We start from the raw sequence: 26,004 nt of genomic DNA on the forward strand, positions 1-26,004 counted from the left end.
CGCTCCTGCAAGTGCCGGTCACGCCGCAGGTGCGGACATGCCCTCACCACCCCACGCGACGCTCCATGCCGCTTCTTGGAACGTGAAGTGCACTTGGCGGGACACCACACCCTCACATCGACCGGTGCCGCATCGGTCGTGAGAGGGTGACCAACCCCCTCCCTGCAGGGAGGGGAGCCTTCAAAGCATGACGTGCTTGACCTGCGTGTAGTCCAGCAGGCCGGTGAGGGACAGGTCGCTGCCGTAGCCCGAGTGGCGAACTCCGCCGTGCGGCATCTCCGAGACCGTCGTGCCATGCGTGTTGACCCAGACGATGCCGGTGTGCAGCGCCCGGCTCGCGCGCATGGCCCGGTCGTGGTCGCGGGTCCAGACGCTCGCGGCCAGTCCTTGCGGGACCCCGTTCGCCATGCGGAAGGCCTCGGACTCGTCGGCGAACGGCTGGACGGTGACGACCGGACCGAACACCTCGCTGTGGACGATCTCGTCCTCCTGACGGACCCCGGCGACCACCGTGGCGGGATGGAAGTAGCCGGGGCGGTCCAGCGGTGCGCCGCCTGCGACCACCTCGGCGTGCTGCGGCAGACGTGCCAGCACGTCACCGACGGAGGCGAGGTGGGCAGCGCTGGCGAGGGGCCCGAAATCGGCGTGCGCGTTGTCGGGGGCTCCGGGCCGCCGCCCTCGGGCCCGTGCGGCGAACGCGGCCAGAAAGGTGTCGTGGACCCGGTGGTCGACGAGGATCCTGGTGGCCGCCGTACAGTCCTGCCCCGCGTTGTAGAAGGCCAGCGACGACAACTGCTCGACCGCGTCCTCGAGATCGGCGTCGTGGTGGATGAGCACCGGTGCGTTGCCGCCCAGTTCCAGGTGGAGCCGCTTGAGGTCGGCCGCCGCCGCGGTGGCGATCTCCCGCCCGGCGCGGACACTTCCCGTGACGGCCACCAGCCGGACGTGCGGATGGGCGACCAGCGAACGCCCCGTGTCCCGGTCGCCGCACACGACGTTGAGCACGCCGGCCGGCAGGTGCTCGGCGGCCAGCCGGGCCAGGAGCACCGCCGAGGACGGCGTCGTGTCGGACGGCTTGAGCACGACCGTGTTCCCGGCCGCGAGCGCCGGGGCGATCTTCCACACGGCCATCATCAGCGGGTAGTTCCACGGGGTGATCTGGGCGCAGACACCGACCGGCTCACGGCGCAGCACGGAGGTGCGGCCCGGGGTGTACTCGGCCGCCGCGGCACCCGGCAGATTCCGGGCGGCCCCGGCGAAGTAGCGCAGCACGTCGACGATCGCCGGGAGTTCGTCGGTGCGGAACAGAACGCGCGGCTTGCCCGTGTCGGTCACCTCGGCGTCCGCCACCGCGTCGGCCTCCCGCTCCAGGGAGTCGGCGATGCGCAGCAGCGCGGTCTGCCGCTGCGCCGGCGTCGTGGCCGACCAGCCGTCGAAGGCCCGCTGAGCGGCCCGGCAGGCCGCGTCCACGTCCTCGCCCCCGGACAGCGGCGCCAGCCCGTGCAGCAGCTCGGTCGCGGGGTCGATCAGTCGCAGGGTGGCTCCGGACGAGGCCGGAACGTCCTGGCCATCGATGTGGTTCAGAACCGTTGTGAGGGGAGCGGTGTCAGCCACGGCGCAATGCCTCCTCGGCGGCGGCGCGCCCGGTGCGGACGGCCCCTTCCATGTATCCCGCGACCCACTGGTCCGAGCCGCACACGTAGAAGGGCGGCTCGTGGGTGCCGTGCAGCGGGCCGACCGCCATGACCTCACCCGGGGGCCACTGGGTGACGTAGCCCTGCGTCCACGGGTCCGTGCCCCACAGCCGCAGGTGACACGCGGCCGGTCGCAGCGCCCCCTCGCCGAACATGCCGGCCATCTCGGCGAGCAGTTCGGGAGCGCGCAACTGCGGCGGGGTGCTCAGCAGGACGCCGTACCGCTCGGGCGGTATCAGAGCCGACAGCACACCCACGTTCTGCGGCCAGGTGCTGCCCAGGACGCCCTCGGCCTCGGACAGGCCGCTGAGGCCGTCGGCGCGCCAGAAAGGCCGGTCGTACACCGCCGCGAACTTCGCCGCCACGGCGTTCCGTTGCCGATGCAGGGAGGCGAGCCGGGCATCGCTCACACCGGTGACGGCGACCGACCGCAGGGGTCCCACCGGCAGGGCACTCACCACGGCCGACGCGGTGAGGACCTCGCCGGTCACCAGGCGTACGGTGCAGCGGCCGGGGCGGATGTCCACGGCGGCGACCGGCGAGCCGAGGCGGATGCGCGGCCCCAGCTCGCGCCCCAGGACCTCGGCCAGCGTGGCGGACCCTGCCGCCAGCCGCAGCCCCTCCCAGTTGTCGTAGTCGTAGTCGCCCGTGCCGGGGACCGCCGCGCTCTTGCGCAGTGCGGCCAGGAGCGAGATCCGCTCGTACGACCCTCCGGCCAGGGCGAGTTGGCCGATCTCCCACAGCCGGATCACGGCGGGCGCCGCGTGACAGGAGCGCAGCCAGTCGGCCACCGACAGCCGGTCCAGGGCGGCCGCCTCCGGATGCGACCAGGGGTCCTCGGGGTCGACCGTGGCGGCGAGATCGGCGAACTCCTGGCTGAGCCACTCGTGTTGGGCCAGGTCGTCGGGGCCGAACCAGTGCGGTGGATCGCCGGCCGAGCGCCCCTCGGGTGTGGAACGGGTGATACGGCCGGGTTCGGCGACGTAGCTGGGGACCAGTTCCAGGCCCAGTTCCTCGGCGAGTCGCAGGTACGCGGTGTGGGCGTGGCCGACCACCTCGCCGCCCAGCTGGACGGTGCGGCCGTCGGGCGTCCGGGTCTGCTCGACCCGCCCGCCGACGCGGTCCCGGGCCTCCAGCACGAGCACATCGGTGCCGGCGGAGGCCAGGTCCCGGGCGGCGGTGAGGCCGGCCAGACCGGCGCCGAGCACGATCACGTCGTGATGCATCAGCTTCGCTTTCGTCGGTGGGGAAGGCGGGTGGGGTCAGGCCAGCACCAGGCAGTGCTCGGGCCGCCAGCCGAACTCCACCGTCTCGCCGCCGCTCCAGCGGTCCTCCATGCGCGCGCGGGCCGTGTTCTGCTCCAGCACGGACAGCGTGACGCCCGGGGCGAGTTCGATGAGATAGGTGGTGGTCGGACCGCTGTAAACGGTGTCGCGGATCACTCCGCTCAGCATCGACATGCCCGGTTCGAAGTCCGACAGCCAGATCTTCTCGGGCCGCACGGACACGCTGACGGCGGAGCCGTCGGCGATGCCGGTGCGGGCACCGACCGCCACGGAGGGCCCTTGGTCCAGGGCGACCTCGCCCGCCCGGTAGGTGCCGCTCATCAGGTTGGACGTGCCCATGAAGGAGGCCACGAACCGGCTGGCGGGGTGCTCGTAGACGTCCTCGGGCGTGCCGCACTGCTCGATGCGGCCCTCGTTCATCACGGCGATCCGGTCGGACATCGTCAGCGCCTCGTCCTGGTCGTGGGTGACGAAGACGAAGGTGATGCCGACCTCGCGCTGGATCTGCTTCAGCTCCACCTGCATCTGCCGGCGCAGCTTCAGGTCCAACGCGGCCAGCGGCTCGTCCAGGAGCAGGACCGCCGGGCGGTTGACGAGGGCGCGGGCGAGGGCGACGCGCTGCCGCTGGCCACCGGAGAGGGTTCGGGGCCTGCGGTCGGCGAGGCCGTCGAGCTGGACCAGCTCCAGCATCTCGCCGACACGCTGCCGGATGTCGCCCTTGCCGACGCCCTTGCGCTTGAGGCCGAAGGCCACGTTGTCGGCGACGCTCAGATGATCGAAGAGCGCGTAGCTCTGGAAGACGGTGTTCACGTTGCGCCGGTTCGGCGGCAGCGCGGTCACGTCCTCGCCGGCGAGCAGCACCGCACCCTCGGTGGGATCGCTGAATCCGCCGATCATGCGCAGCGTGGTGGTCTTGCCGCAGCCGGAGGGGCCGAGCAGGGAGAAGAAGTGGCCGGCCTCGATGTCGAGGTCGAGGCGGTGGACGGCGTAGGAGTCCCCGAACTGCTTGGAGACGGCGTCGAGCCGGACGGCGGGGGTCGCGTCCATGGAAGTCACTCCCCGGAGAGGATGTCGAGGCCGCCGCGGCGGCCGAAGAGGCGCGGGATGAACAGGGCCAGCGCGATCAGGCAGATGGATCCCGCGAGCATCAGCGTGCCGACCGCGTTGATGGTCGGCTGCAGGCCGAAGCGGATCGCCGAGTAGATCCGCACCGACAGTGGCTGGGGGTCGACGCCGGTCGTGAAGTAGGCGAGGACGAAGTCGTCGAAGACGAGCGCGAAGATCAGTACGGCGGAGGCGAGCACGGCGGGCAGCAGGGCCGGCAGGGTGACCAGACGGACGGCCTGCCAGCGGGTGGCGCCCAGGTCCATCGCCGCCTCCTCCACCTCGGGGTTCAGGGCCGCGACCCGGGAGCGGAGGATGACCGTCACGTAGGAGATGGAGAAGGTGATCTCCGAGAGCATCACCGTGCCGGTCGACAGGGCCACGCCCAGGCCCTTGAACAGCAGCATCGAGGCCACGCCCGTGACGATCTCCGGCGTGACCAGCGGCACCAGCATGATCAGGCCGGCCAGCGAGCCGAGCCGGGTACGGCAGCGCACCAGCCCGAGCGCGAGCGCCACACCGAGCACGACCGAGCCCGCCATCGCCACCAGGGAGATCCGCAGGCTGGTGCCCAGGGACGCGATGAGGACGTCGTCGTGGACGAAGGCGCGGTACCAGCGCAGGCTGAACCCGCCGAACACGGTCAGGGACTTCTTGGAGTTGAAGGAGAACAGGGCCACCACGGCGATGGGCAGGTAGAGCACGGCGAAGAACAGCGCGGTGACGGCGACGAGGATCCGCGGTTTGCGGTCGGCTCGCCCGCGGCGGGTGCGGCCTGGGGCGGCGGGCCGGGCGGGCGCGGTGGCGGAGGGCAGACGCAGCAGGGTCATCGGAGGGCCTCCGCCTCGTCCTTGCGGGTGCGCCGCAGATAGCCGAACATCCCGATGAGCAGCACCAGCATCAGCAGCATGGTGAGTGCGGAGCCCAGCGGCCAGTTCTGGCCCTGGAAGAACTTGTCCTGGATGAGGTTGCCGATCATGATCTGGTCGGGTCCTCCTATGAGTTGCGCGCTGACGAAGTCGCCCATGGCGGGCAGGAAGACCAGGACGAGCCCGGCGGCCGCGCCCTGCCGGGTGGCGGGCAGGGTGACGAAGAAGAAGGTGCGGACGGGGCCGCCGTACAGGTCGCGGCCGGCTTCGATGAGGGAGACGTCGAGCCGTTCCAGGGCCGCGTACAGCGGGATGATCATGAAGACGACGAAGCCGTAGACGAGACCCGCGACCACACCGGCGCCGGTGTTGAGGATCTTCGTGCCGCCGTCGGCCAGTCCGACGGTCCGCAGGGCGCGCAGCACGGGTCCGTCGTCGGAGAGGACCACCGACCAGCCGTACATGCGTACCAGGTAGTTGGCGAAGAACGGGACCACGATGGCGGCGATCAGCGCGTGTTTGTACCGCCCGCCGTGCAGGGCGATGGTGTAGGCCACGGGGTAGGCGATCACCAGGCAGATCAGGCACGTGAGCAGGGCGTAGCCGAGGGAGCGGGCCATGACCTCGGTGTAGGCGGGGTCGGCGAGGGCGCGCACGCCGGAGAGGTCGAAGCCGAAGCGTGGATTGCCGAGTTCGTCGGTGGTGCCGACGGCGAGGACGGCGACGAGGATCAGCGAGGCGATCAGGAACCCGGTCATCCACAGGGTGCCGGGGAGCATGAACCAGGTCCACATGCGGTTGCCCGTGGTGTCCGGGCCGCGGCGGCGGGCGCGTGGGGAGCGGGGGAGCAGTGCCATGGGTCAGCCCGCCTTCACATGGGTCCAGGCGGTGTCACGGGCGTCCTCCGCCGCGCGGCTGCCGTTGCGGAAGAACAGGTCCGCCTTCAGGTCGTCCGCGGTGACGAGGCACTCGGGGAAGGGCTTGACCAGCTCGGCGTACGTCTTCTCGGTGCCGGCCACCGGCATCGGGTAGCCGATGTACTCGATGTTCTTCTTCACGTTCTCCGGCCGCAGCATGTAGTCGATGAACAGCATCGCGGTGCCGGGATGGGGGGCGTTCCAGGGGATGGCGTAGCAGTCGGAGTTGATCGGCGTGCCCTCCTTGGGGGCCTCGAAGCCGAACACGGAGGGGTCCTTGGCCTGGTTGAGCATGGCGGCCATGTCGCCGCTCCAGGCCTGGGTGATGAACGCGTTGCCGTTGAGCAGGTTGTTGTAGCTGTCGCTGGAGAAGCCGCGCAGCCTGGGCCGCAGGGTGCTCAGCAGGGCGGTGATGCGGTCGAGGTCGTGGCGGTCGCCGGTGCTGACGCCCAGGCCCAGTGCGAGGGCGCCCATGCCGAGGACCTCGTCGCGGTCGTCCAGGAGGAAGACCTTGCCGCGGGCCTTGTCGCTCCACAGGTCCCGCCAGGAGCCGGTCAACTCGCCGATCCTGTCGCGGCGCCAGCCGATGCCCGTCTTGTACGCGGTGAAGGGGACGGTGTGTGCGGAGCCCGGGTCGTACCAGGGATCGGCGAAGTAGTCGTAGGCGCCGAATATCGCGTGGGCGTTGGTGAGCCGCGAGTGGTCGATACGGCGCAGCCGGCCCGCGCGGACGAGGCGCTGCGCCCATTTCGCGGAGGGGAAGACGACGTCGTAGCGGTTGCCCGCGTTGAGCTTGGCGACCATGCCTTCCATCGAGTCGAAGTTCGACTGGACGACCTTGACGCCGTATTCCTTCTCGAAGCCCTTGAAGACGGACGGGTCGACGTAGTCGGCCCAGTTGAAGTAGACGAGATCGCCGTCGACGCGCGGCTTGACCGGAGCGAGTGCTTGCGCGTCGGGCGCTTTGGCGGGCATGAACCCGCAGCCGCCGACCGCGGCGCCGAGCAGACCGCAGGCGCCTGTCCGCAGCACGGTGCGGCGGGTCGGTGAGAGTACCTCGGGGGACACGGAACGTCCTCTCCGTCGAGGAACGGCACAACTCCAGGGCTGGACCGGCTGGTCGGCTCACGGAGGCCCTGACTCCGAGGGAAGACCGGTCTGGGGAGGGTGCGAGTGTGTCAGCGGGGGAGCGGTAAGCCCGACCGGAGGCGCACGGTGTACGGCGTACGGGAGGACGTCACCGCGTGGCCCCTTCGAGGTCGCCGCGGACCCGGCGGGCGAACCAGCCCACGGCCGCCTCGCGCTGTGAGAGCGGTCCCGGCTCGAAACCTGGCGTGGTCAGCCCGGCCTGGACACGCTCCACCAGCTCGGCGTCCTCGTCGTTGGTGACCCAGCCGATGTGGATGTTCAGCCGCCGCGCCAGCCTGGTGCGGACGCTCTCGCCGTGCTTGGTGTAGAAGGCGCCGGGGATCGCCGCCCGGTCCTGGGCGGTGGGCAGGGCGGTCCACGCGAGCACGTGGTCAGGGTAGAAGTCGATGAGCGTGTTGGGATAGATCACGGCGTACCGCCACACCCGCCGGTCGGCCTCGGTCAGTCCCGGCATCGGGGTCGCGAGGCGCTGGTAGAGCCGCTCGGTCCAGTTCGAGGAGGGCTTGTCGCGCAGCGGGGACTCGAAGAGCACGTAGTTCTCCCGCACGTCCACGGTGTACGCCTGGTAGTCCAGCAGTCGCATGAGCGCGGGGTGGGCGACGGGGACGTGGTAGCCCTCCAGGTAGTTGTCGACGATCACCTTCCAGTTGGCGTTCTGCTCCTCGCCGCCCGCCAGGTCGTGGATGCGGTGCCTGCCGATGGGTTCGAGGCCGGGTCCGGCGTAGCGGCCGACGGCCTCGGCGAGGCCGGCACAGCTCTCGGCGAGCGGGGTCGCCTCCATGTCGAGGTTGACGAAGACGAAGCCGAGGAAGGACTCGACGTTGACCGGGTGCAGTCCGAGGCGGGGTTTGTCCAGGCAGGGGATCCGGCGGGCCTCGGGGGCGCCGACGAGCCGGCCGTCCAGTTTGTAGGTCCAGCCGTGGTACGGGCAGCGGATCGCCTTGCCGGACGGCTCCGGCGTGGTGACCAGGCGGGTTCCGCGGTGCCGGCACACGTTGAGGTGGGCGGCGAGGCCGCCGTCCTCCGTGCGGACCACCAGCACCTCACGGCCGGCGGCGGTGGCGGTCAGGCGGGCGCCGGGGCCGGGGAGGTCGGATTCGTGGCAGACGAGCTGCCAGGACTTGGCGAAGATGTGCGCGGTCTCGGCGTCGGCGATGGCCGGATCCGTGTAGTAGCGGGCCGGCAGGGCCTCCCCGGGGTGCTGCTCGGGGGGCGGTTCCGGCGGGGCGGCGGCTGCCCGCGTGGTCGAGGGGTGCATGGGTTCCTCCTCCGCGCCGCGGCGGCGGCGATGGGCGGTGAGGCTGCGCCGGGTGGTCGGCAGGCGTGTGGTGTTCCGACCTGCCGGAACTCGGCTGACTAATTGGTTAGTCAGAGTGTGCCCAGGGTGGGGGCAAGTCAAGACTTGTGTCCTGACTAATTAGTTAGTTAGTGTCGTGGCAGGCGGACGGCCAGGGCCCGCAGAAGGCCCCCGCGACCGCTCCGCAAGCCCGCGGACCTCGATCCGCGCCACCCTGGCGTCCACATCCGGACACCTCCGGTCCGGGTGGTGTACGGCTCCGGCCGGACACCACGCACCGCCCGGACGCCCGCCGTCCCCGCCGTGCACGGCCCCGGGCCTGCACCCCCGCTCCCGACCCGAACTCGCTCGGCGCCGGAGCATCCCACCCATGTCATCGCCGCGCCACCCGTTCCGGGCCGTCCGGACACGGGGGGACCCAGGAGGCACGCATGCGCGCTCGCCGGAGTCTGGTATGGCTCGGCCTCACGCCCGAGCCCGAACAGGAACTGCCCGCCGCGGTGGCCGCCCTGCGGACCGCCAGGGCCGGCCGCCCGCCGTCGGCCCTCGTCGCCGCCGAGCGCCGACGCGTCGAGCGACTCGTGCTGCGCGGCACCCAGGGCGGCTGGCTGCGCTACCTCCGCGAAGTCACCGACCTGGTCGTTGGGGCCGCGGCCGGTTCCGCCACCGATCCCCGGCCGGCGCTGGTGGCCGGCGAGGTCGTCCTCGACCACCACCGCATGCTGATCGGCCTGCCCGGCACCGCGTACGCCCGCACCGCCCCCCAGCGCCGGGACCTGGAGCGCGCGCTCGCCCGCCTGAGGGCCCGCACCGGCCCCGCCGTCCGTGGCCCCGTCCAGCCCAGGAGCACCGCATGACCGGCGTCCACTCCCTACTCCCCGAAGGACAGCCCGGCCTGCTCGTCTCGCCGGTGTTCGGCACCGAGCCGTACCCCGGCGTCGAGGACCTCGCCCGGTACCTCGCCGCGGGCGGGTACGCGCCCCTGACCGCGCGGGACCGGCTGCTCGACCGGATCGCCGCCGTCGGGCTGCGCGGCCGCGGCGGCGCTGGCTTCCCCGCCGCCGTGAAGCTCGGCGCCGTACGCGACGCCCCCGGCCGGCCCGTCGTCGTCGCCAACGGTGAGGAGGGCGAGCCCGGCTCGGTCAAGGACCGGTGGCTGCTGTGCCACCGGCCGCACCTGGTGCTGGACGGCCTGCGACTGGCCGCCGCCATGACCGGCGCCGAACACGGCTACGTCTACCTCTCCGACGCCGTCGCCGAACAGACCGTCCGGCACGCGCTCGCCGAACGCCCCACCGGCCCGCGCGTGGACGTCGTACGGACGGACCACGCCTACGTGGCCGGGGAGGAGACCGCGGTCGTACGGCACATCGACGGCGGTCCCGCCCTGCCCACCGCGAAGCCACCGCGTCCTTTCGAGGCGGGCGTCGGCGGAGCGCCCACCCTGGTCGCCAACGTGGAGACGCTGGCCCGGATCGCCGTGATGCACGTGTGTCCCGACGCCGCGGCCGCCGTGGCCGGAGCGCATCTGGTGACCGTCTCGGGAACGGGCGGTGGCGCCGCCGCGCTGGTCGAGGTGCCCGCCGGCACGCACCTGAAGCTCCCCGCCGACCTGTGCGGCCACGGCAGGGCCGAAGCGGTCCTGCTGGGCGGCCTCTTCGGCGGGCTGTACGGCCCCGGCTGGACGGACCTCCCGCTCGACCACGACCGGCTGAAGGCCGCCGGCGGAGCGCTGGGCTGCGGAGCGCTGCACTTCCTGCACCCGGAGGAGTGCCCGGTCGGCCTCGCCGCCGAGGCCACCGCCTACCTCGCGGCACAGAGCACCCGGCAGTGCGGGGTGTGCGTCTCCGGAACCGGGGCGCTGTCGGGCACCCTCGCGACCGTCGCACGCGGTGCCGCGGGCGACGGCGAGGTGGACCAGCTGCGGCGCTGGTCACGGCAGCTGCCCGGCCGCGGGGCCTGCGGGCTGCTCGACGCGGCCGCCCGCATCGTCGCCACCCTCCTCAGCCACTTCCCGGACCGGATCGCCGCCCACCGCGGCTCCACCTGTCCGGCCTGCGGCGAGACCGCACCCGGCGACGGCCGCCGGTTCGCGGTGACCGTGCCCTGACCCCCTGTCCCGTCCCGCCCGAAGCCCGGCGCCCCCGAAAGGACCCCACCGTGAAACTCCTGCTGGACTCCACCCGCTGCCAGGGCTACGGCCTCTGCCAGGAACCCGCGCCCGACCTGATCGACCTCGACGAGTGGGGATACGCCCAGGTGCGGGTGAGCGAAGTCCCGGCCGCTGGTGCCGAGGCCGCCGAAGCCGCCGTGGCGGCCTGCCCCAACTCCGCGCTGCGACTGGTGAAGTGACATGGGACGCGACCTGTCGGCCCTCTTCGACCCCGTCTCCGTCGCCGTCGTCGGTGCCAGCGACGACCCCGCCAAGTACGGCCACGCCATCGCCGCCCAGGCCCTGCGGGCGAACGGCCGCCGTCCCCTGCACCTCGTCAACCGGCGTGGCGGCACGGTCCTCGGGCGCACCGCCGCCCCCAGCCTCAGCGCGCTCGGCGAACCCGTCGACCTGGCGGTGGTCTCCGTCCCCGCCGCCGGATTCGAGGACGCCGTCGATGAGGCCCTGCGGTGCGGGGCCCGGGCCATCGTCGCCATCACCGCCGGCTTCGCGGAGACCGGCGAGGCGGGGCGGGCACGCCAGCACGCCGTCGCCGAACGCGTACGCGCCGCCGGTGCCGTGATGGTCGGCCCCAACTGCCTGGGCCTGGCCGACAACACCACCGACCTCTTCCTGGCCTCCGACACCTTCACCCCCGGCGGCGTCGCACTGCTCAGCCAGAGCGGCAACCTCGCCCTGGAGCTGCAGCTGCGCTTCCGCCCGCACGGCCTCGGCTTCTCCCGGTTCGTCTCGCTGGGAAACCAGGCCGACGTCACCCTCGTCGACCTGCTCGCCGACTGCGCCCGGCACGAGGGCACCCGGGCCATCGCGGTCTACGCGGAGGACTTCGCCGACGGGCGCGCCTTCGCCGAGGCGGCCGCCGAAGCGGGCAAACCCGTCGTCCTGCTCACCGCCGGACGCGGCGACGCCTCCGCGCGCAGCGCCCAGTCCCACACCGGAGCCCTCACCACCTCCGCCGACGTGGTGAACGCGGCCTGCCGGGACGCCGGAGTGGAACTGGTCGCCACCCCACGCGAACTCACCGTCGTCCTGGCCGGGTTGAACGGCGCACGGCGTACGGCCGGACGCCGGGTGGCCGTCCTCACGGACGGCGGCGGCCACGGCGTCATAGCCGCCGACGCCGTCGAGGCGGCCGGCCTGACCGTCCCCGAACTCACCCCACCGACACGGGACCGGCTCCGGACGCTCCTGTGGGACCAGTCGGCCGTCGCCAACCCGGTGGACCTCGCCGGCATGGGCGAGCAGGACCCGGGCTCGTACGCCGAGACCGTCGGCGCGCTGCTCGCGGCCGAAGAGACCGACGCCGTCCTGATGACGGGCTACTTCGGCGGGTACGCGGCCGCCGACGGCGGGCTGGGCGGAGGCGGCGCGGTCCTCGCGGACGGCGAGCAGGCCGCCGCACGCCTCATCGCCGCCCGCCACCGCGCCACCGCCACACCGCTCGTGGTGCAGTCGATGTATCCCGGATCACCCAGCTGCCGTACCCTCGCCGCGGCCGGCATCCCCGTCTTCTCCGCCACCGAGGACGCCGTCCGCGCCCTCGCCGCCACCGCACCTCGCGCCCCCTGCACCGGCGTCACACCGCTCCCGGCGCCCGCGTCACCGCTGAGCGAGACCGGCTACCTGGAGACACGCAGAGCCCTCGAAGCGGCAGGACTCGCCTTCCCGGCGGCCAGGGAGGTCCACGACGAGGACGAACTGCTCGCCGCCACCGAGGAGTTCGACGGACCCTACGTCCTCAAGGCCCTCCACCTGCTGCACAAGTCCGACGCCGGCGGTGTGGCGCTCGGCCTCACCGGACCGGGTGAACTCCTCACCGCCTACCGGGAGATGCACGCCCGGCTCGGCGCCGCCTGCTACTCCGTGGAGGCCATGGCGGACCTGACCGACGGCGTCGAACTCATCGTCGGCGTCAACCGGGACCCCCGCTTCGGCGCCGTCGCCATGGTGGGCCTGGGCGGAGTGCTGGCCGAGGCCCTGCGCGACGTCGCCTTCTCCCTGGCCCCCGTACCCGCTGACCGCGCCCTGCACCTGCTGCGCGGACTGCGCACCTCCGCCCTGCTCGACGGCGTACGGGGAAAGCCCCCCGTCGACGTCGACGCGGCCGCGGCCGCCGTCGAGACCATCACGGCATTCGCCGCGGCCCACCCCGAGATCGCCGAGATCGAGGTCAACCCGCTCCTCGTCCGCCCGCACGGCGTCCTCGCCCTCGACTCCCGCGCCGTGCTCGCCTGACCCATCCCCTCGCGCACCGAACCGAAGAGGCTCCCATGGACATGCGCTACACCCCCGAGCAGGCCGACCTCAAGCGGCGCGCCGCCCTCTACGCACGCCTGCTGATGAGTTACGAGGACCAGTCCGAGCAGGCCGGCGGCCCCCTGCCGCAGCCGCTCGTCACCGAGCTGACCCGGGCCGCCATGGACGCCGGTGTCTACGCCATCAACATGCCCGCCGAATGGGGCGGCGCCGGCCTCGGCCTCCTCGACCAGGTCGTCGTCGAGGAGGAGTTCGGCAAGGTCACCAACTGCCTGTGGGACATCCCCTGGCGACCCGCCAACGTCCTCGCGTACGGCGACGAGCGGCAGCGCGAGAAGTACCTGCTTCCCGTGATCCGCGCCGAGAAGTTCGACGCCTTCGCCGTCACCGAGCCGGGCGCCGGCTCGGACCCCTCCTCCGGCACCTCCACGGCCACCCGCACCGACGGCGGCTGGTTGCTGAACGGGGAGAAGTGGTTCGTCACCTGCGGCGACATCGCCGACTTCCTGCTGGTCCAGGCGGACGCCGGCCCGGAGCGGCTGCCCACCCTCTTCTTCGTGGACAAGGACGCGCCCGGCGTCGAGATGACCCGCCTGCCCCGCTTCATGCACTCCGCGGTCAACGGGCACCCCGAGTTCACCTTCACCGACGTCTTCGTGGCCGACGAGGACGTGCTCGGCGGCGTCGGCAACGGATACGAGCTGACCAAGGAATGGTTCACCGACGAACGCCTGATGATCGCCGCCCGTACGGTCGGCGCGGCCGAACGCTGCCTGCGACTCGCCCGTGACTGGGCGGTGGAGCGCGAGCAGTTCGGGGCGCCCATCGCCTCGTACCAGCTGATCCAGGGCATGCTCGCCGACTGCGCCGTGGACATCGCCGTCAACCGCGCCTACACCCATCAAGTCGCCTGGGAGGCCGACCAGCCGGGCACCGACCGCAAGACACTGCACGCCAAGGCCTCCACCGCCAAGCTCTCCGCCAGCGAGGCCGCAGGCCGGGTCGCCGACCGCTGTCTGCAGATCTTCGGCGGCCGCGGCTACGACCGCACCTACCCCGTCGAGCGCATGTACCGCGAGCTGCGCGTCGACCGGATCTGGGAGGGCACCTCCGAGATCCAGCGACTGATCATCGCCAACGAGCTCATCAAGCGCGGCACCCGCGCCCTGGCCCTGCCCACGCACTGACCCCACCCCTTCACCGCGAAGCGAGGACCTCCATGGACTTCCGTCTCACCCCGCGCCAGGCACAGCTCAAGGCCGACGCCCGCGCCCTGACCGACTTCATCGCCGCGTACGAGATCCCGTGCGAGGAGAACAACGGCCTGCCCGCCGACGCACACGAAAAGATCCGCGACGCGGTCCTGGACGCGGGGCTCCAGGCCGTCAACATGCCGGCCGAATGGGGCGGCGCCGGCCTCACCATCGCCGAGCAGGTCACCGTCCAGGAGGAGCTGGGACGGCTCACCGGCGCCCTGTGGGACATGGTGTGGCGGCCCGCCAACGCCCTCCGCTTCTGCACCCCGCAGCAGCGCGAGCGGTTCCTCGTCCCCGTGATCAAGGGCGAACGCCGCGACTGCTACGCCGTCACCGAGCCGGGCGCGGGCTCGGACCCGCAGAACCTCGCCACCACGGCCACGAAGAACGACCGCGGCTGGGTGCTCAACGGCGAGAAATGGTTCGTGACGGTCGGCGACCACGCCGACTTCATGATCGTCCTCGCTGCGGCGGGACCGGAGGGAGCCCCGACGCTCTTCCTCGTCGACAAGGAAACCCCCGGCATCGAGATGACCCGCGTGCCGCGCTTCATGCACACCTTCGTGTACGAGCACCCCGAGTTCACCTTCACCGACGTCCAGGTGGCGGACGACGCCGTGCTCGGCGGCATCGGCGAGGGGTACGACATCACCCGCTCGTGGTTCACGGAGGAGCGCCTGATGATCGCGGCGCGCACCACCGGAGCCGCCGAGCGAGCGCTGGAACTGGCCCGGGACTGGGCGGTGGAGCGCGAGCAGTTCGGGGCGCCCATCGCCTCGTACCAGCTGATCCAGGGCATGCTCGCCGACTGCGCCGTGGACATCGCCGTCAACCGCGCCTACACCCACCAGGTCGCCTGGGAGGTCGACCAGGCCTCGGCCGACGACCGCAAGACACTGCACGCCAAGGCGTCCATCGCCAAGCTCGCGGCGAGCGAGGCCTCGGGCCGGGTGATCGACCGGTGCCTGCAGATCCACGGCGGCCGCGGCTACGACCGCACGTACACCGTCGAACGGCTCTACCGCGAGCTGCGCGTCGACCGGATCTGGGAGGGCACCTCCGAGATCCAGCGGCTGATCATCGCCAATGAGCTGATCAAGCGCGGCTCGGGCGTGCTGGACCTGCCCACCGCCTGACACCACGGAACAACAGATCGAAGGGAAGCCCGGATGACCGACATCGAACGCGTCGGAGTCGTCGGCTGCGGACTGATGGGTGCGGGCATCGCCGAGGTCTGTGCGCGGGCCGGCCTGCCGGTGACCGTGGTGGAACGCGACGCGCAGGCGGCCCGAGCGGGCCGCCTGCGCATCACCCGCTCACTCGACCGCGCCGCCGCCCACGGCCGGCTCACCGAGGAACGGCGCGAGGCCACCGCGGCACGCGTCACGGTGGTCGACCAGATCGAGGCGCTGCACGACCGCGACCTGGTCATCGAGGCCGTCGCGGAGAACGAACGCCTCAAGACCGACGTCTTCACCCGCCTCGACTCCGTCCTCACCGACGACCGCACACTCCTGGCGACCAACACCTCCTCCATCCCCGTCATCCGGCTCGCCTCCGCGACCACCCGACCCGAAAACGTCCTCGGGGTGCACTTCTTCAACCCCGTACCGGTCCTGCGCCTCGTCGAACTCGTCCCCTCGCTGCTGACCTCGCCCGGCACCGTGGCCCGCGCCGAGCGCTTCGTGACCGGCACCCTCGGCAAGGAGGTCGTCCGGACCCGCGACAAGGCCGGCTTCGTCGTCAACGCGCTTCTCGTCCCGTACCTGCTGGCGGCGGTCCGCATGGTGGAGTCGGGCAGCGCCACCCCCGAGGACGTGGACCGCGCCATGGTCCTCGGCTGCGCCCACCCGCTCGGCCCGCTCGCCCTGACGGACCTGATCGGACTGGACACCACCCACGCCATCGCCGAATCGCTGTACGCCGAATTCCGCGAACCCCAGTACTCACCGCCCCCACTGCTGTCACGGATGGTGGAGGCCGGTCTGCTCGGCCGGAAGTCCGGACGAGGCTTCCATGCCTACGACGCCCAGCCACAGAGCCATGCCACGCCAGCACCCGGGCCGCAGTGAGCGAAAAGGTGAGGGAAGATGGCCATGGCGTACGGCCACCGAACGAGGGGAGCGGCAGCTTGACCACCAAGGTGCGCACAGCAGACACGCGCGAGCGCATCCTGACCGCGGCCTGCGAAGTGATCGCCGACATCGGCTTCGAGAAGATCCGCATGCGCATGGTCGCCGAGCGGGCCGGCGTGTCGACGGCGCTGCTGCACTACCACTTCGACACGCGCGAGAAGTTGTTCACCGAGGCGATGACCCACTCCTTCGCCCACACCGCCCTCGACGTCGAGCGGGACGCGGAGACCGCACCGGCCGCGGTCGTCCTGGCCCGCATCCTGCGCAGCCTGCTGCCGACCGACCCCGAACTGCACCAGGACTGGCGGCTGTGGCAGGAGCTGTGGGCGCGGGCACTGCGCGACGAGACGACCCGGGCCTTCGCCGTGGACCTGTACGCCCAGCTGCACGCCTGGGTGGCCGACGCGGTACGGCGCGGCATCGCGTCCGGCGAGTTCACACCGACCGACGTGGACGACCTGAGCACACTGATCCTGTCCCTGAGCGACGGCTACGGCATCCGGCTGATGCTCCGCGACCCGACGGTCACCCTGGACACGGCCCTCACGTCCATCTGGCGCCAGGTCTCGGCCGCACTCGGCCTGCCGGACGAGGTACCGGTGGGGTGACCGCAGCGACGGCAGGACCATCGGGCTGGATCGCCGGCCTGGGGTGCGCGGTCAGGTTGGCCGCTCGTAGCGTGCCGTAGGACGCCGGGTTGGATGGCTCGTGAGGTTCCTGCCGCCGCTCGGCCGCTCAGGGTGTGCCGCCGGCCCGGTGTCCGGCAACGTCTTGACTCAGCAGAGGCGCGTCACCGGCCAGCGGTTCTCGAAGTCGGCTGCAGGCCCTGGACGTCCCGTCTTCCGGCCGCGAGGATCGAACTCCCGTGATATTGCTCGGTGTTGCCCCCCCCCCACAAATCCACTCACACCGCTACCGCCGTCGACCCTGTCCCGAATCAGCAGACGGTCCGCTGAGGATCGAAGCCACCTGGCAGAATACCGGCGGCTCCTCGCTTCCACGCCCGAGCGGTCGCGCCGGATGTCAGGCCAGGACGGCCGGGGTGGCAGGGCCGGGTGGCGCGCTGGTGATGCGCAGTCATGCGTAGCGGGGTGTCTTGCCCGTTGTCGCATAGTCTCGGTTCGTGGTGAACATCCCGCAGGTGGTGAAGCGGCTGCTGGTCGGCCGGGCGATGCGCAGTGAGGAGCTCGGCGGGAGGCTATTGCCATCGTCGCCCCGTACCGGTCGGGCGAGCCGGTCACTTCCATAGCCGCTCGGACGAATGAACAGCCCACCCAGATACGTAACGTACTGCCGCCAAGGGAGTCCGGTCCCGGAAGTGACGCCCGCGGGAGAAGTCCAGGATGGGAGCAGGATGCGTTGAGGCGCCCCGGAGTTCTCGGACAGCGGTCCCCAAAGGATGGAAGTCCGGAACGGCGGACCGGTCCATGCCGACTAGGGCCGGCTGCGACCACCGTTCATTGTCTGGGCCGTTTCTGAGGCAGGTCGTCGACTGCGAGGACTCGCCCGCTCATGGTGCTGATCAGGTCAAGGGCAGCGGTGTGGCGGTAGGCCGTGTAGTCGGCAGTGGCGTCGTAGGGGACGAACGTCTGGATGTCACGGGCGATGGCTTCCAGGCTCGTGGCCAGGATTCCGTGGCTGGCGTAGACCCCGATGATGATCAGCTGGTCACGGTTCCCGCGGCGCAGTTCCGTCTCGAGATCGGTAGCGTAGAAGGCGCTGTAGCTACGCTTGGTTATGCGGGTGACATCGGCAGCGCTGAGCCTGGGTACGGCGACCTCCTTGGCCTGGGCCTGGGAAAGGCCCATTCCCCAGCATGTACCAAGGAGCCCGCGCTGTGAGAGGTGAGATGAGGGCCGGGGACCGCTGGCAAGTAGCGGGACCTGGTGGTCGTCTGCCCAGGCCAGGGTACGTTCCACCTGTGTGACAAGGACGCGGCGGGACCGCGCTGAGAGCCCGTCGAGGTACTGGGGCTGAAGGTCGTGGGCAAGCATTGCCACTCGTGCAGGGTCGATGCCCCACGAGGGGCCGCCACGGTGCCCACGCAAGCGCGTGACGTCGTAGTCCTTTGACTGGATGAAGAAAGCAGGCATGGATGTCTCGCTGTGGTGACCGCCGATGAGGGGCAGCGCATACTATTGGGTGGGCAGGTGGGGTGAGGGCCTTATCGGGCTGGCCTGGACCGACGCGGTGCGCGGGTGGCTCACGCATCGCCAGTGGCTGAGAAGCCGTATCCCAACCGATCATGGAACGTGCGGGTCTGACAGGTTTCCCGCCGGAGCGATCTTCCCGTTGTGCGTCACCGGCACACTGGTTCGTCGGCGACGACGTGTACTCCGCGGGAGATAAGGGCGTTCGGGCCCGGCTGCGCAGCCGGCGTGTCCGCATGCACACGGTTACGGGCGGAGCGGGCCGCCGCTGGACGGCCCGCCAGGTGATCAACGGGGTGCTGCCGCACCAGTGGATGCGCATGCAGACCGAGGTCTCCCTCTTCCGCTGCCGGGCTCCCGATGCCCCCCGTCACCCCCACCCACCTGGTGAAGGTGATCTGCCGCCGGTGACGGACCGAGGAGACCGTCCATCCCGGCAAGGCCTTCGCAGGCCTGGACGAAGGACAGGTGACCTGCTCGATTGGATACGCTGGCCGCTGACCGCGCTGATCGCGTCCGCTGTCCTCGCCCTCACAGCCGCTGCTACGACCGGCCCTGTCCGGACCAGTCCGCCTCGCCCCGTTTCCCTGCCCCGAACTCGTCAGACTCCTTCGGGTGTTCATCCTCGCAGCACCAGTCCGGGACGCGGAACACGTTTTGCACTGGATGGCCTGGCGCCGCCACCAAACCATCGCACAAGCCTGCCGGCACACTCTTCGCAACCAGCCAAGACCAGAACTACAGCTGCCGTGTCCTTCCGGGTCTCCCATGTACGAGAAAGGGGGCGGCCAGATGGGGGCTCTGTCCTCGCTCGCGGTGGAACAACTGCTGTCACGGGCGGGTGCGTGGCAGCCCCGTCGCCACCGTCACGGGCGCTGCGCAGCGGCGGGCATCCGCGGGGCTGGGCTGGTCATGGTTCCGCCCATGAGAGTCACTCTGCCGATCAGCGGGAGCGGATTCATGCACGCTGCGGTGGACCAGTCCGCCGTGGTCCGCAGGCATTCGCACGATGAGGCGGCGGCCCTTCCCCTTGGGGTCGGACCGCTTTCGTGAGGCCGATTCTCCGACATCTCACGCCGGCCTTACTCGGCGTTACCTTCGGACAGGGCAACCTGCCAGTCATTCAGCACTAGGACTTCGTCGGAGGGAATCCAGCCCTCGGAGCCGCCAGCGAGTTCGATCATTTTTCTATCCTTCCGAAGAGCGGAATATTTCATTCCACTTTCCTCGCTGCGCCCTGCGCTGTACAGCCGTCGAACGCGGGAAATCACCAGACGAGCTCCTCTCCCCCATATCGCCGCTCCTATGGAGCCGCCACGTCCCCTCATCAGATGATGTGGATGGTGTCCCGTCGAGTGGTGTAACAGCGATCTAAAACTGACGACCATCGTTGACACCTGGGTCTCCGATCACTACGGAGATCCACATGCCGAAGCCCACCCCCACCACACCGCCGCTTGACCGCGAGGCCAAGCGGCGCCTGGCCGTCATACGCCATGTCGAAGAGGTCACCGGGAACGTCGCGATGTCCTGCCGGTACTTCGGGATCAGTCGGCAGGCGTACTACACCTGGTACCGCCGCTACCAGGCCGAGGGCATCGAGGGACTACGCACCCGGTCCAAGGCACCGAAGAACTCTCCGAACGCCACCCACGTCGAGGTGGTCGGGAAGATCATCTACCTGCGGCAGAACTACCACTTCGGCGGACTCCTGCGCATCGCGGAGGCAGAGCGCGGCGGCGGGCCGGGACGTCTCGACGGCCGGGCACCGGTCAGCCTTCCCGCACTCACGGTCTCGGTCGCCGAGATGCTCGCCACACTGCGGCGCGTGGCCGGCGACACCGCCGCCGACCTGGTGGCCATGACGCCCGACCCCGCCATCGAGGCCATCGTCGCCTCGTGCCCCGCCGCCTTCGACAACAGGCGCGCCGTCGCGCTCGGACTCGAACCCGACGCGAACTTCCAGTCGGTCGTGGAGGACTACCTCGCCGAGCACCCCGATGCCGTACTCAGACGGATCTGAGTATGTCCGCTCTGCTCGACGACGTGACGGGCTGTCACTCTCGGACCATGAACCGACGACTCCGGGGATCCGTTGCCCAGTTGCTGTCGATCGTCCTTCTCGCGGGGGTGGCGATGGCGCTGTGGGCTGCCTGGCTGGGCTGGGACCAGCATCGTGACGTGCACCCCGACGGCTCCACGACCGGCCCGTACGAGGCGTGGCAGGTGATCGGGCTGGTGCTGACCCTGCTGGTCCCCGTGTGCTGGGCGGCATTCAGGCACCATGTGGCGGGCGCCGTCCTGGGCACCACGGCCGGTCTCACCCTTGCCGCCTACTACGACTGGTCGGACGACTCCAGCGGACTCTTCGTCATCGGCGTCGGGATGGTCATGATCGGCAGCCTCGTCGCGACCGCCGTCGCCTGTGCCGTGACGACCTCCGTGACAGGAGCCGCCGCTTAGGGCCCGTCGTTTGGATCAGGCCGCAGACGCGGGGTCTGGCACGCACGTCTGCGGCGTTGTCGTCGGTCGCCGACTCCCCCCACGCTCGGCTTCGCTCGCGCGGGGGGACCCCCATCGCGTCGACTCCCTCCTCCGCCTTGCATCCGCACGCACCAGACCCCGCTCACCGGCGCCAATCGGCCCCGGTGCTGTCCTGCGACCTGACCCAAACGACAGGCCCTAGATGATCAATTCCAAGGGGTCACTGGACGGGTGTTTTCGACAGGGTGTATGGGAGCCACTCGGGCAACGGGTTTGAGAGCCACGTTGCTCCGTCCGTGGTGGGGGCGGGCAGCGTCGCATTTCATGATCGGCAATGAGATTGAGAGCCGCCCCTATCGGGTGATGTGTGGCTGTGTGTGAGCGGGGCCGGGGTGTCTGCGTGGTCCGTCTGGGGTGAGGGATTAGTTTTGTGGTCCCGGGTCCAGCTGGACCGCGTCCCTGACAGGCGTGGTTCGGAAGGGCCCGGTTCCTTGTGTGGGTAGGTGTTGCCGGTCAGGTCCGCCGCAGGCGCACAGCTGCCGCTGCGGCGATACCGAAGGCGGCTGTGCTGTAGGACAGCGCGTAGGTGAATGCCGTGACGTAGGCGTGGGCCTGTTGGGGGGCGGTGCTGAGCGGGCTGTAGAAGGCCAGGCCGGCCACTGCGACGCCGAGGGAACCGGCCAGCTGGGTCGCGGTGGGAAGGACACCGGAAATGGAGCCGGCTGCCTGCGGTTTGGCGTGGGCGAGGATGAAGGGGGTGGCACCGGCGGAGAAGGTCCCGAAGCCGGCTCCGGCCAGCGCCATGGGCGCGGCCAGGTACCAAAGGCTTGGGTGTGTCCCCGCGGCGGCGGTGATCACGGCCGCCGCGGCCATGGCGGCAGCCATCGTCATGGCTGCCGCCACCAGGGTTCTGCCTTGGTGACGGCGCATCAGATCGTTGGCCGTGCGTGAGGTGATGGCGGCCGTGACAGCGAATGGCAGGGGGATCAGCCCGGCCTCCAATGCCGTGTAGCCGAAGCCGTTTTGCAGGTAGACCGACAGGTAGAAGAAGAACGGCAGGACACCCGCGAAGAAGGTGAACACCACGATCACGCCATGGCGCAGGGTGGGATCACGGAAGACGTCCAGGTGGAGCAAGGGACTGGCTCCCCGGCGTGAGCGGTACGTCTGCTGGACGGTGAACAGGGCCAGCAGCAGGCAGGCGCAGGCCGACATGGCCCATGCCCACCACGGCCATGACTCCTCGTGCCCGACGGACAGCGGATAGACCAGCAGCGCCAGGCCGGCGCTCAGCAGGAGGGCCCCGAAAACGTCCAGCCGGTCAGTGGCGCGATGGGCGGTGCGGGGAATGAGGCGCATGCCCATCAGGGCGGCAGTCCCGATGGGCAGGTTGACGGCGAAGATCAGACGCCAGGACCAGTCGGCACCGCCCGCGGTGATCAGCACACCGCCCAGGACCGGCCCCGTGATCGATCCCAGCGCGATCGTGGTGCCGTACCGGGCGAAGATGCGACCCCGGTCCTCGGGCGGGAAGAGGGTCTGGAACAGCGACAGCACCTGTGGCCCCATCAGCCCGCATCCCACGCCCTGAACCACCCGGGAGACGACGAGAACAGCCGGAGTGGGTGCAGTCATGCAGGCGGCTGATGCCGCGGTGAAGACCGTTATGCCGATGGTGAACAGACGCCGGTAGCCGTAGTGGTCGCCCAGACGGCCCGCGGGGATCAGGGTGCAGGCGAACGCGAGGGTGTAACCGGCGGAGACGAGCTCCGCCGCGCCCGGCCCGGCCCCCAGGTCGCGCTGGATGGAGGGGACGGCCACGTTGACGATGGATACGTCCACCAGCTGCATGAACGTTGCCGCCAGCATCACCAGGACCGCAAGACGTGCGTGCCGCGGGCTGTGCCACCCCTCCTCGAGAGAGTTCAGCGTCCTGTCCCCGTCCCGGACAGCGGTCTGTGGACAAGCCGGGCTGCGGCGATCACCGCGTGGCGACCTGATGTTCGGCTTCGGTGGCCTGGAAGCGGTAGGAGTCAGTGCCTGTCTGGATCAGCGTGCAGGGGAAGGTGATCCGGTCGGCGATGGCCGCGCAGAGCCTGGGCTCGTTGAAGATCTTGTCCCACTCGGCGAAGGGCGAGTTGGTCGCGACCGCCGTCGCCTTGCGCTCCTTCCGCTCGGTGAAAATCTGGAAGAGCAGCTTGGCACCCTTCTTGTCCAGGTTCAGATAGGCGAACTCGTCCAGGCAGAGAAGGTCCACCTTGCTGTAGCGGGCGATCACCGAGGACAGGCGCCGTGCCGCGTCCGCCTCGGCGAGCTCGTTCACCAGGGCGGAGGTGGTGGTGTATCGGACGGTCAGGCCCGCCTGGGCGATCGCCGTACCGATCCCGATCAGCAGGTGGCTCTTGCTCGTGCCGCTGTCGCCGATCAGCACCAGCGGGCGGCCTTCCTGCACCCAGGAAGGGATCTTCAGATCGCCGATGATCTCGGGCAGGAGGTTGGGGTTCTTCTCGAAGGCGAAGTCCCCCAGCCGCTTGGGCCGGGGGAATCTCGCCGCCCGCACCAGCCGCTGCTGGCGGCGCAGGTCCCGGTCGGCGACCTCGGTCTGCAGCAGCTCCAGCAGGAACTGCTTGTAGGACACCTGCTCACGCCTGGCGGTGGCCGCGATCTCGACGAACCGCTCGCGGAAGGCGGGCAGGCGCAGATCCCGGCACGCTTCGTCGATCAATGCGTCCTCCGGATCGCCGGGCAGCGGGATCCTGGCCGACGGCACCTGCTCGGCCGCCGCCTCCGCAGTCCTGGTCGGGCTCAAGCGCTCGTGTCCTTCTTCGTCGTGGTGACTGGCTTCAGCAGCCGGTCGTACTTGCTCATGTCCGGCAGCGAGGTCCGCAGATCCGCAGGCAGCCGCCGCGTGTGCAGCGAGATCACCTTCGCGCCTGCGCTCGCGTCCTCACCAACGGCCTCGTCAGGCAGTCGCGAGGCCCGTCATCGACGACCATGTCCTCGCCGTCGTCCTCGCCCTCCCGGTTCTCCATGGCCTTGCGCGCTTCGATGGCGACCAGGTCCGTGCTGGTCGCCTCCACCCTGAGGACGGTGGCCATGCCGGCGACGACCGCGTCGGCCGGCACCTGCCGGTGCAGCAGCACCTCGATCAGCATCCGGGTGCCGTCCCGGTCCCCCGCCCTCTGCTTGGCCGCCGCCCACAACGCCTCGTGCGTCCTGGTGAAGGCGCCCTCGGCGCGGGCCTGCGCAAGCGCCGCCGCCCCGGCGAACGCACCGGGCCTGACCAGCAGGATCTCCAGATAGTGGTCGAGAATGTCGTGGTAGGTGTGACGGCGGGTCAGCCGGGGGTGGCGCGCGATCACCCGGGCGCCCCTCGAAGATCCACACTTCGTTGGCCTTCAGCCTCACCCGCACCTTCGACCCGATGAAGCGGGCGGGCACCGAGTAGTAGCACTGGCGCACGGTGACCCGTCCGTTGCGGTGCACCACCGGCGTCAGGTCGATCCCGGCGTCGTACTCGTCCGCGGGCAGCTCCCGCAGCAGCCGGCGTTCCTGCTCGAAGTCGAAACCGATCGAGGTGGGCCGACCGTGCACGTGCCGGGCATCCTCGGCCACGTCGATCGCCGCCAGCCGCTCATTCAGCTCCGCCAGCGTCTCCACCACCGGAGGCGGGACCAGATGCTTGCGGCGGAACCTCCCGCCCTCGTGCTCCACCCCGCCCTTCTCATGGGCACCCGCCTCACCCGGCGTGCAGTAGAACGCCGAGTAGCCATACCAGGACCTAAAAGCAGCCCACCGGGCCGATTCGGTGCGAGAGCGGCCGAACAGCACCTGCCTGAGCGCCGACTTGAGGTTGTCGTAGCGGATGTGGACCGTCGGCACCCCACCCAGAACCCCGAACGCCTCCACATGCCCTTCGAGAAAGGCTTCCTGCGACGCCGTGGCGAACACGCGGTGCACGGCCTTGCCCGAATATGACATCCGCAGCGTGAACAGCACGTACTTGCGTCGCTGCCCGGCCAGATTCACCCACACGTCCGCGAAGTCGACCTCAGTCTCCTCGCCCGGCCGCTTCTCCTGCGGCACCGTCCCTTCCAGGTGCCCGCGCCCCTGCTTCGCCTCCAGCTCCACCTCCCCACGCCGCGTGCGCACATGGTCACGAACCGTGGAGTACGAGGCATGCTCGAAGTCATGGTCGGCGGCCAGCCGCTGCACGATCCGGTCGATGGTGTGCCGCTGCTTCCTCGGCGCCGTAAGGTCCTCGCGCAACATCGCGTCGATGAAGCCCTTCACCGGCTCCAGCACGCTATCCCGCGGCGGCGGCTTCCTCCGCTCCAGCGGCACCGGATGCCGCAGAGCCTTCGCCACCGTATTCCGCGAAACCCGGTACCTCCGGGCAAGAGCTTGCCCCGACACCTCCGGATCCTGCCGCTTGTCACGACGGATCCGCTCGTACAGCCACTCACGCGATCTGTGCAACACAGTCTCCTGACACGACCGTGATCAACGCGCACAGAGTGACGCGGCCAAACAGCCCAACCCACCCATTACGCCAGACGCGGCATGTCACACACAGTCACACAAGGTGGCTCCCAATCCCGTTGCCGAAACAGTGGCTCCCGCTCCCACCGCCCCGCCGGCTCCATCCCACCCTGCCGAAAACAGGACGGGCGTAGGCAGTTTCGCTCCGGCGGATCGGCCTGGGAGAGTGTGGTCATGAGTGACGTTGTTATCCGTCGGGCCGAGTTCGACGACGCGCCTGCGCTGGCAGCTATGCGCTGGCGGTTCAAGGTGGAGGACGGCGGAGATGAAGTCCCGCAGGGCGAGGAGGAGTTCACCACTGAGTGCGAGCAGTGGCTGCGTTCCCGGATGGCCGGGCCGTGGCGTATCTGGGTCGCGGAAGTAGGCGGCCGGTCCTGTGGCCACGTGTTCGTGTGTCTCGTGGAGAAAGTCCCGAGTCCCTACCCGGGTTCCGACGCCCTCGGCTACGTGACGAACTTCTACGTCGTTCCTGAACAGCGCAATCGCGGTCTGGGCAGGGCCCTGCTCGACGAGGTGACCAGCTATGCGCGCGCTCACGGCCTGGACACGTTGATCGTGTGGCCGTCCGAGCGCAGTGCGCCGCTGTACCGGCGCTGCGGATTCGACGGACCGGACGAGCTCCTCGAACAGCCCGTCGCGCCCAGCTGAGCCAAGTTCTTGCAGTGACTGCGCGGACGATGCGAGGGCGCCCA

The 26,004-nt window shown here is 70.4% G+C and carries 21 protein-coding genes and 3 pseudogenes; 12 read left to right on the forward strand and 12 right to left on the reverse strand.

The annotated features are described in order from the left end of the window. Positions 1-180: 180 nt before the first annotated feature. From AB0D93_RS10105 to AB0D93_RS10135, 7 genes are all read right to left on the reverse strand, one after another. A complete protein-coding gene (locus AB0D93_RS10105) occupies positions 181-1,614 on the reverse strand; it encodes an aminobutyraldehyde dehydrogenase (protein ID WP_362116005.1) in 1,434 nt (477 codons plus the stop codon). Next, positions 1,607-2,920, reverse strand: coding sequence for an NAD(P)/FAD-dependent oxidoreductase (locus AB0D93_RS10110; RefSeq protein ID WP_362116008.1), 1,314 nt, complete (start codon positions 2,918-2,920; stop codon positions 1,607-1,609). The genes AB0D93_RS10105 and AB0D93_RS10110 overlap by 8 nt, the downstream gene beginning before the upstream one ends. A gap of 36 nt (positions 2,921-2,956) precedes the next feature. Then, positions 2,957-4,027: an ABC transporter ATP-binding protein gene (locus tag AB0D93_RS10115; RefSeq protein WP_362116011.1), complete on the reverse strand. Its 1,071-nt coding sequence runs from the start codon at positions 4,025-4,027 to the stop codon at positions 2,957-2,959. 5 nt (positions 4,028-4,032) lie between these two features. Then, on the reverse strand, positions 4,033-4,914 hold the full coding sequence (locus AB0D93_RS10120; protein WP_362116014.1) for an ABC transporter permease: 882 nt from the start codon (positions 4,912-4,914) through the stop codon (positions 4,033-4,035). Beyond that, on the reverse strand, positions 4,911-5,810 hold the full coding sequence (locus AB0D93_RS10125; RefSeq protein WP_362116017.1) for an ABC transporter permease: 900 nt from the start codon (positions 5,808-5,810) through the stop codon (positions 4,911-4,913). The genes AB0D93_RS10120 and AB0D93_RS10125 overlap by 4 nt, the downstream gene beginning before the upstream one ends. A 3-nt stretch (positions 5,811-5,813) precedes the next feature. Next, complete coding sequence (locus AB0D93_RS10130; RefSeq protein ID WP_362116020.1) at positions 5,814-6,938, reverse strand: spermidine/putrescine ABC transporter substrate-binding protein; 1,125 nt, start codon at positions 6,936-6,938, stop codon at positions 5,814-5,816. A 169-nt stretch (positions 6,939-7,107) separates the two neighbouring features. Continuing rightward, positions 7,108-8,277, reverse strand: coding sequence for an aromatic ring-hydroxylating dioxygenase subunit alpha (locus AB0D93_RS10135; RefSeq protein WP_362116023.1), 1,170 nt, complete (start codon positions 8,275-8,277; stop codon positions 7,108-7,110). 470 nt (positions 8,278-8,747) lie between these two features. Between AB0D93_RS10135 and AB0D93_RS10140 the strand changes: the two genes are divergently transcribed. Genes AB0D93_RS10140 through AB0D93_RS10175 form a run of 8 tightly spaced genes read left to right on the forward strand, consistent with a single transcriptional unit; the run spans position 8,748 to position 16,744 of the window. Beyond that, entirely contained in the window at positions 8,748-9,173 is a 426-nt protein-coding gene (locus AB0D93_RS10140) for a hypothetical protein (RefSeq protein ID WP_362116026.1), read from the forward strand. Beyond that, positions 9,170-10,426, forward strand: a complete 1,257-nt coding sequence (locus AB0D93_RS10145) for an NADH-ubiquinone oxidoreductase-F iron-sulfur binding region domain-containing protein (protein WP_362116029.1) — start codon at positions 9,170-9,172, stop codon at positions 10,424-10,426. Before AB0D93_RS10140 ends, AB0D93_RS10145 begins: the two co-directional genes overlap by 4 nt. A gap of 50 nt (positions 10,427-10,476) precedes the next feature. Next, entirely contained in the window at positions 10,477-10,668 is a 192-nt protein-coding gene (locus AB0D93_RS10150) for a ferredoxin (protein ID WP_362116032.1), read from the forward strand. A gap of 1 nt (position 10,669) precedes the next feature. Continuing rightward, the gene (locus tag AB0D93_RS10155; protein WP_362116035.1) at positions 10,670-12,724 is read left to right on the forward strand and encodes an acetate--CoA ligase family protein; all 2,055 of its coding nucleotides are present in this window, start codon (positions 10,670-10,672) and stop codon (positions 12,722-12,724) included. A gap of 35 nt (positions 12,725-12,759) precedes the next feature. Further along, entirely contained in the window at positions 12,760-13,932 is a 1,173-nt protein-coding gene (locus tag AB0D93_RS10160) for an acyl-CoA dehydrogenase family protein (protein ID WP_362116038.1), read from the forward strand. A 32-nt stretch (positions 13,933-13,964) separates the two neighbouring features. Next, on the forward strand, positions 13,965-15,137 hold the full coding sequence (locus AB0D93_RS10165) for an acyl-CoA dehydrogenase family protein (RefSeq protein WP_362116041.1): 1,173 nt from the start codon (positions 13,965-13,967) through the stop codon (positions 15,135-15,137). A gap of 33 nt (positions 15,138-15,170) precedes the next feature. Further along, positions 15,171-16,073, forward strand: coding sequence for a 3-hydroxybutyryl-CoA dehydrogenase (locus AB0D93_RS10170; protein ID WP_362116044.1), 903 nt, complete (start codon positions 15,171-15,173; stop codon positions 16,071-16,073). 59 nt (positions 16,074-16,132) lie between these two features. Further along, complete coding sequence (locus tag AB0D93_RS10175; protein WP_362116047.1) at positions 16,133-16,744, forward strand: TetR family transcriptional regulator C-terminal domain-containing protein; 612 nt, start codon at positions 16,133-16,135, stop codon at positions 16,742-16,744. An 849-nt stretch (positions 16,745-17,593) separates the two neighbouring features. On the opposite strand, the gene AB0D93_RS10180 is transcribed toward AB0D93_RS10175, so the two are convergent. After that, positions 17,594-18,229, reverse strand: a complete 636-nt coding sequence (locus AB0D93_RS10180; RefSeq protein WP_362116050.1) for an isochorismatase family protein — start codon at positions 18,227-18,229, stop codon at positions 17,594-17,596. 1,483 nt (positions 18,230-19,712) lie between these two features. On the opposite strand from AB0D93_RS10180, the pseudogene AB0D93_RS10185 reads away from it, so the two are divergent. From AB0D93_RS10185 to AB0D93_RS10195, 3 genes and pseudogenes are all read left to right on the forward strand, one after another. Continuing rightward, positions 19,713-19,955 (forward strand): annotated as a pseudogene (locus AB0D93_RS10185) (leucine zipper domain-containing protein); the annotation flags it as partial. 36 nt (positions 19,956-19,991) lie between these two features. Next, positions 19,992-20,309 (forward strand): annotated as a pseudogene (locus AB0D93_RS10190) (NAD-dependent epimerase); the annotation flags it as partial. A gap of 47 nt (positions 20,310-20,356) precedes the next feature. Continuing rightward, complete coding sequence (locus AB0D93_RS10195) at positions 20,357-20,749, forward strand: hypothetical protein (protein ID WP_362116053.1); 393 nt, start codon at positions 20,357-20,359, stop codon at positions 20,747-20,749. 534 nt (positions 20,750-21,283) lie between these two features. Here AB0D93_RS10195 and AB0D93_RS10200 read toward each other — a convergent pair. From AB0D93_RS10200 to istA, 4 genes and pseudogenes are all read right to left on the reverse strand, one after another. Further along, on the reverse strand, positions 21,284-22,807 hold the full coding sequence (locus AB0D93_RS10200; RefSeq protein ID WP_362116281.1) for an MFS transporter: 1,524 nt from the start codon (positions 22,805-22,807) through the stop codon (positions 21,284-21,286). After that, entirely contained in the window at positions 22,752-23,579 is an 828-nt protein-coding gene (istB, locus tag AB0D93_RS10205; RefSeq protein WP_362116056.1) for an IS21-like element helper ATPase IstB, read from the reverse strand. The genes AB0D93_RS10200 and istB overlap by 56 nt, the downstream gene beginning before the upstream one ends. 112 nt (positions 23,580-23,691) lie before the next feature. Next, positions 23,692-24,132, reverse strand: a complete 441-nt coding sequence (locus AB0D93_RS10210; protein WP_362116290.1) for a hypothetical protein — start codon at positions 24,130-24,132, stop codon at positions 23,692-23,694. A gap of 172 nt (positions 24,133-24,304) precedes the next feature. Further along, positions 24,305-25,252 (reverse strand): annotated as a pseudogene (gene istA / locus AB0D93_RS10215) (IS21 family transposase); the annotation flags it as partial. Between the two features lie 234 nt (positions 25,253-25,486). Between istA and AB0D93_RS10220 the strand changes: the two are divergent. Further along, a complete protein-coding gene (locus AB0D93_RS10220; RefSeq protein WP_362116059.1) occupies positions 25,487-25,960 on the forward strand; it encodes an N-acetyltransferase in 474 nt (157 codons plus the stop codon). The last annotated feature ends 44 nt before the right edge of the window (positions 25,961-26,004 follow it).

The organism is Streptomyces sp. NPDC048191, assembly GCF_040652655.1.
In the GTDB taxonomy this organism is placed as follows: domain Bacteria; phylum Actinomycetota; class Actinomycetes; order Streptomycetales; family Streptomycetaceae; genus Streptomyces.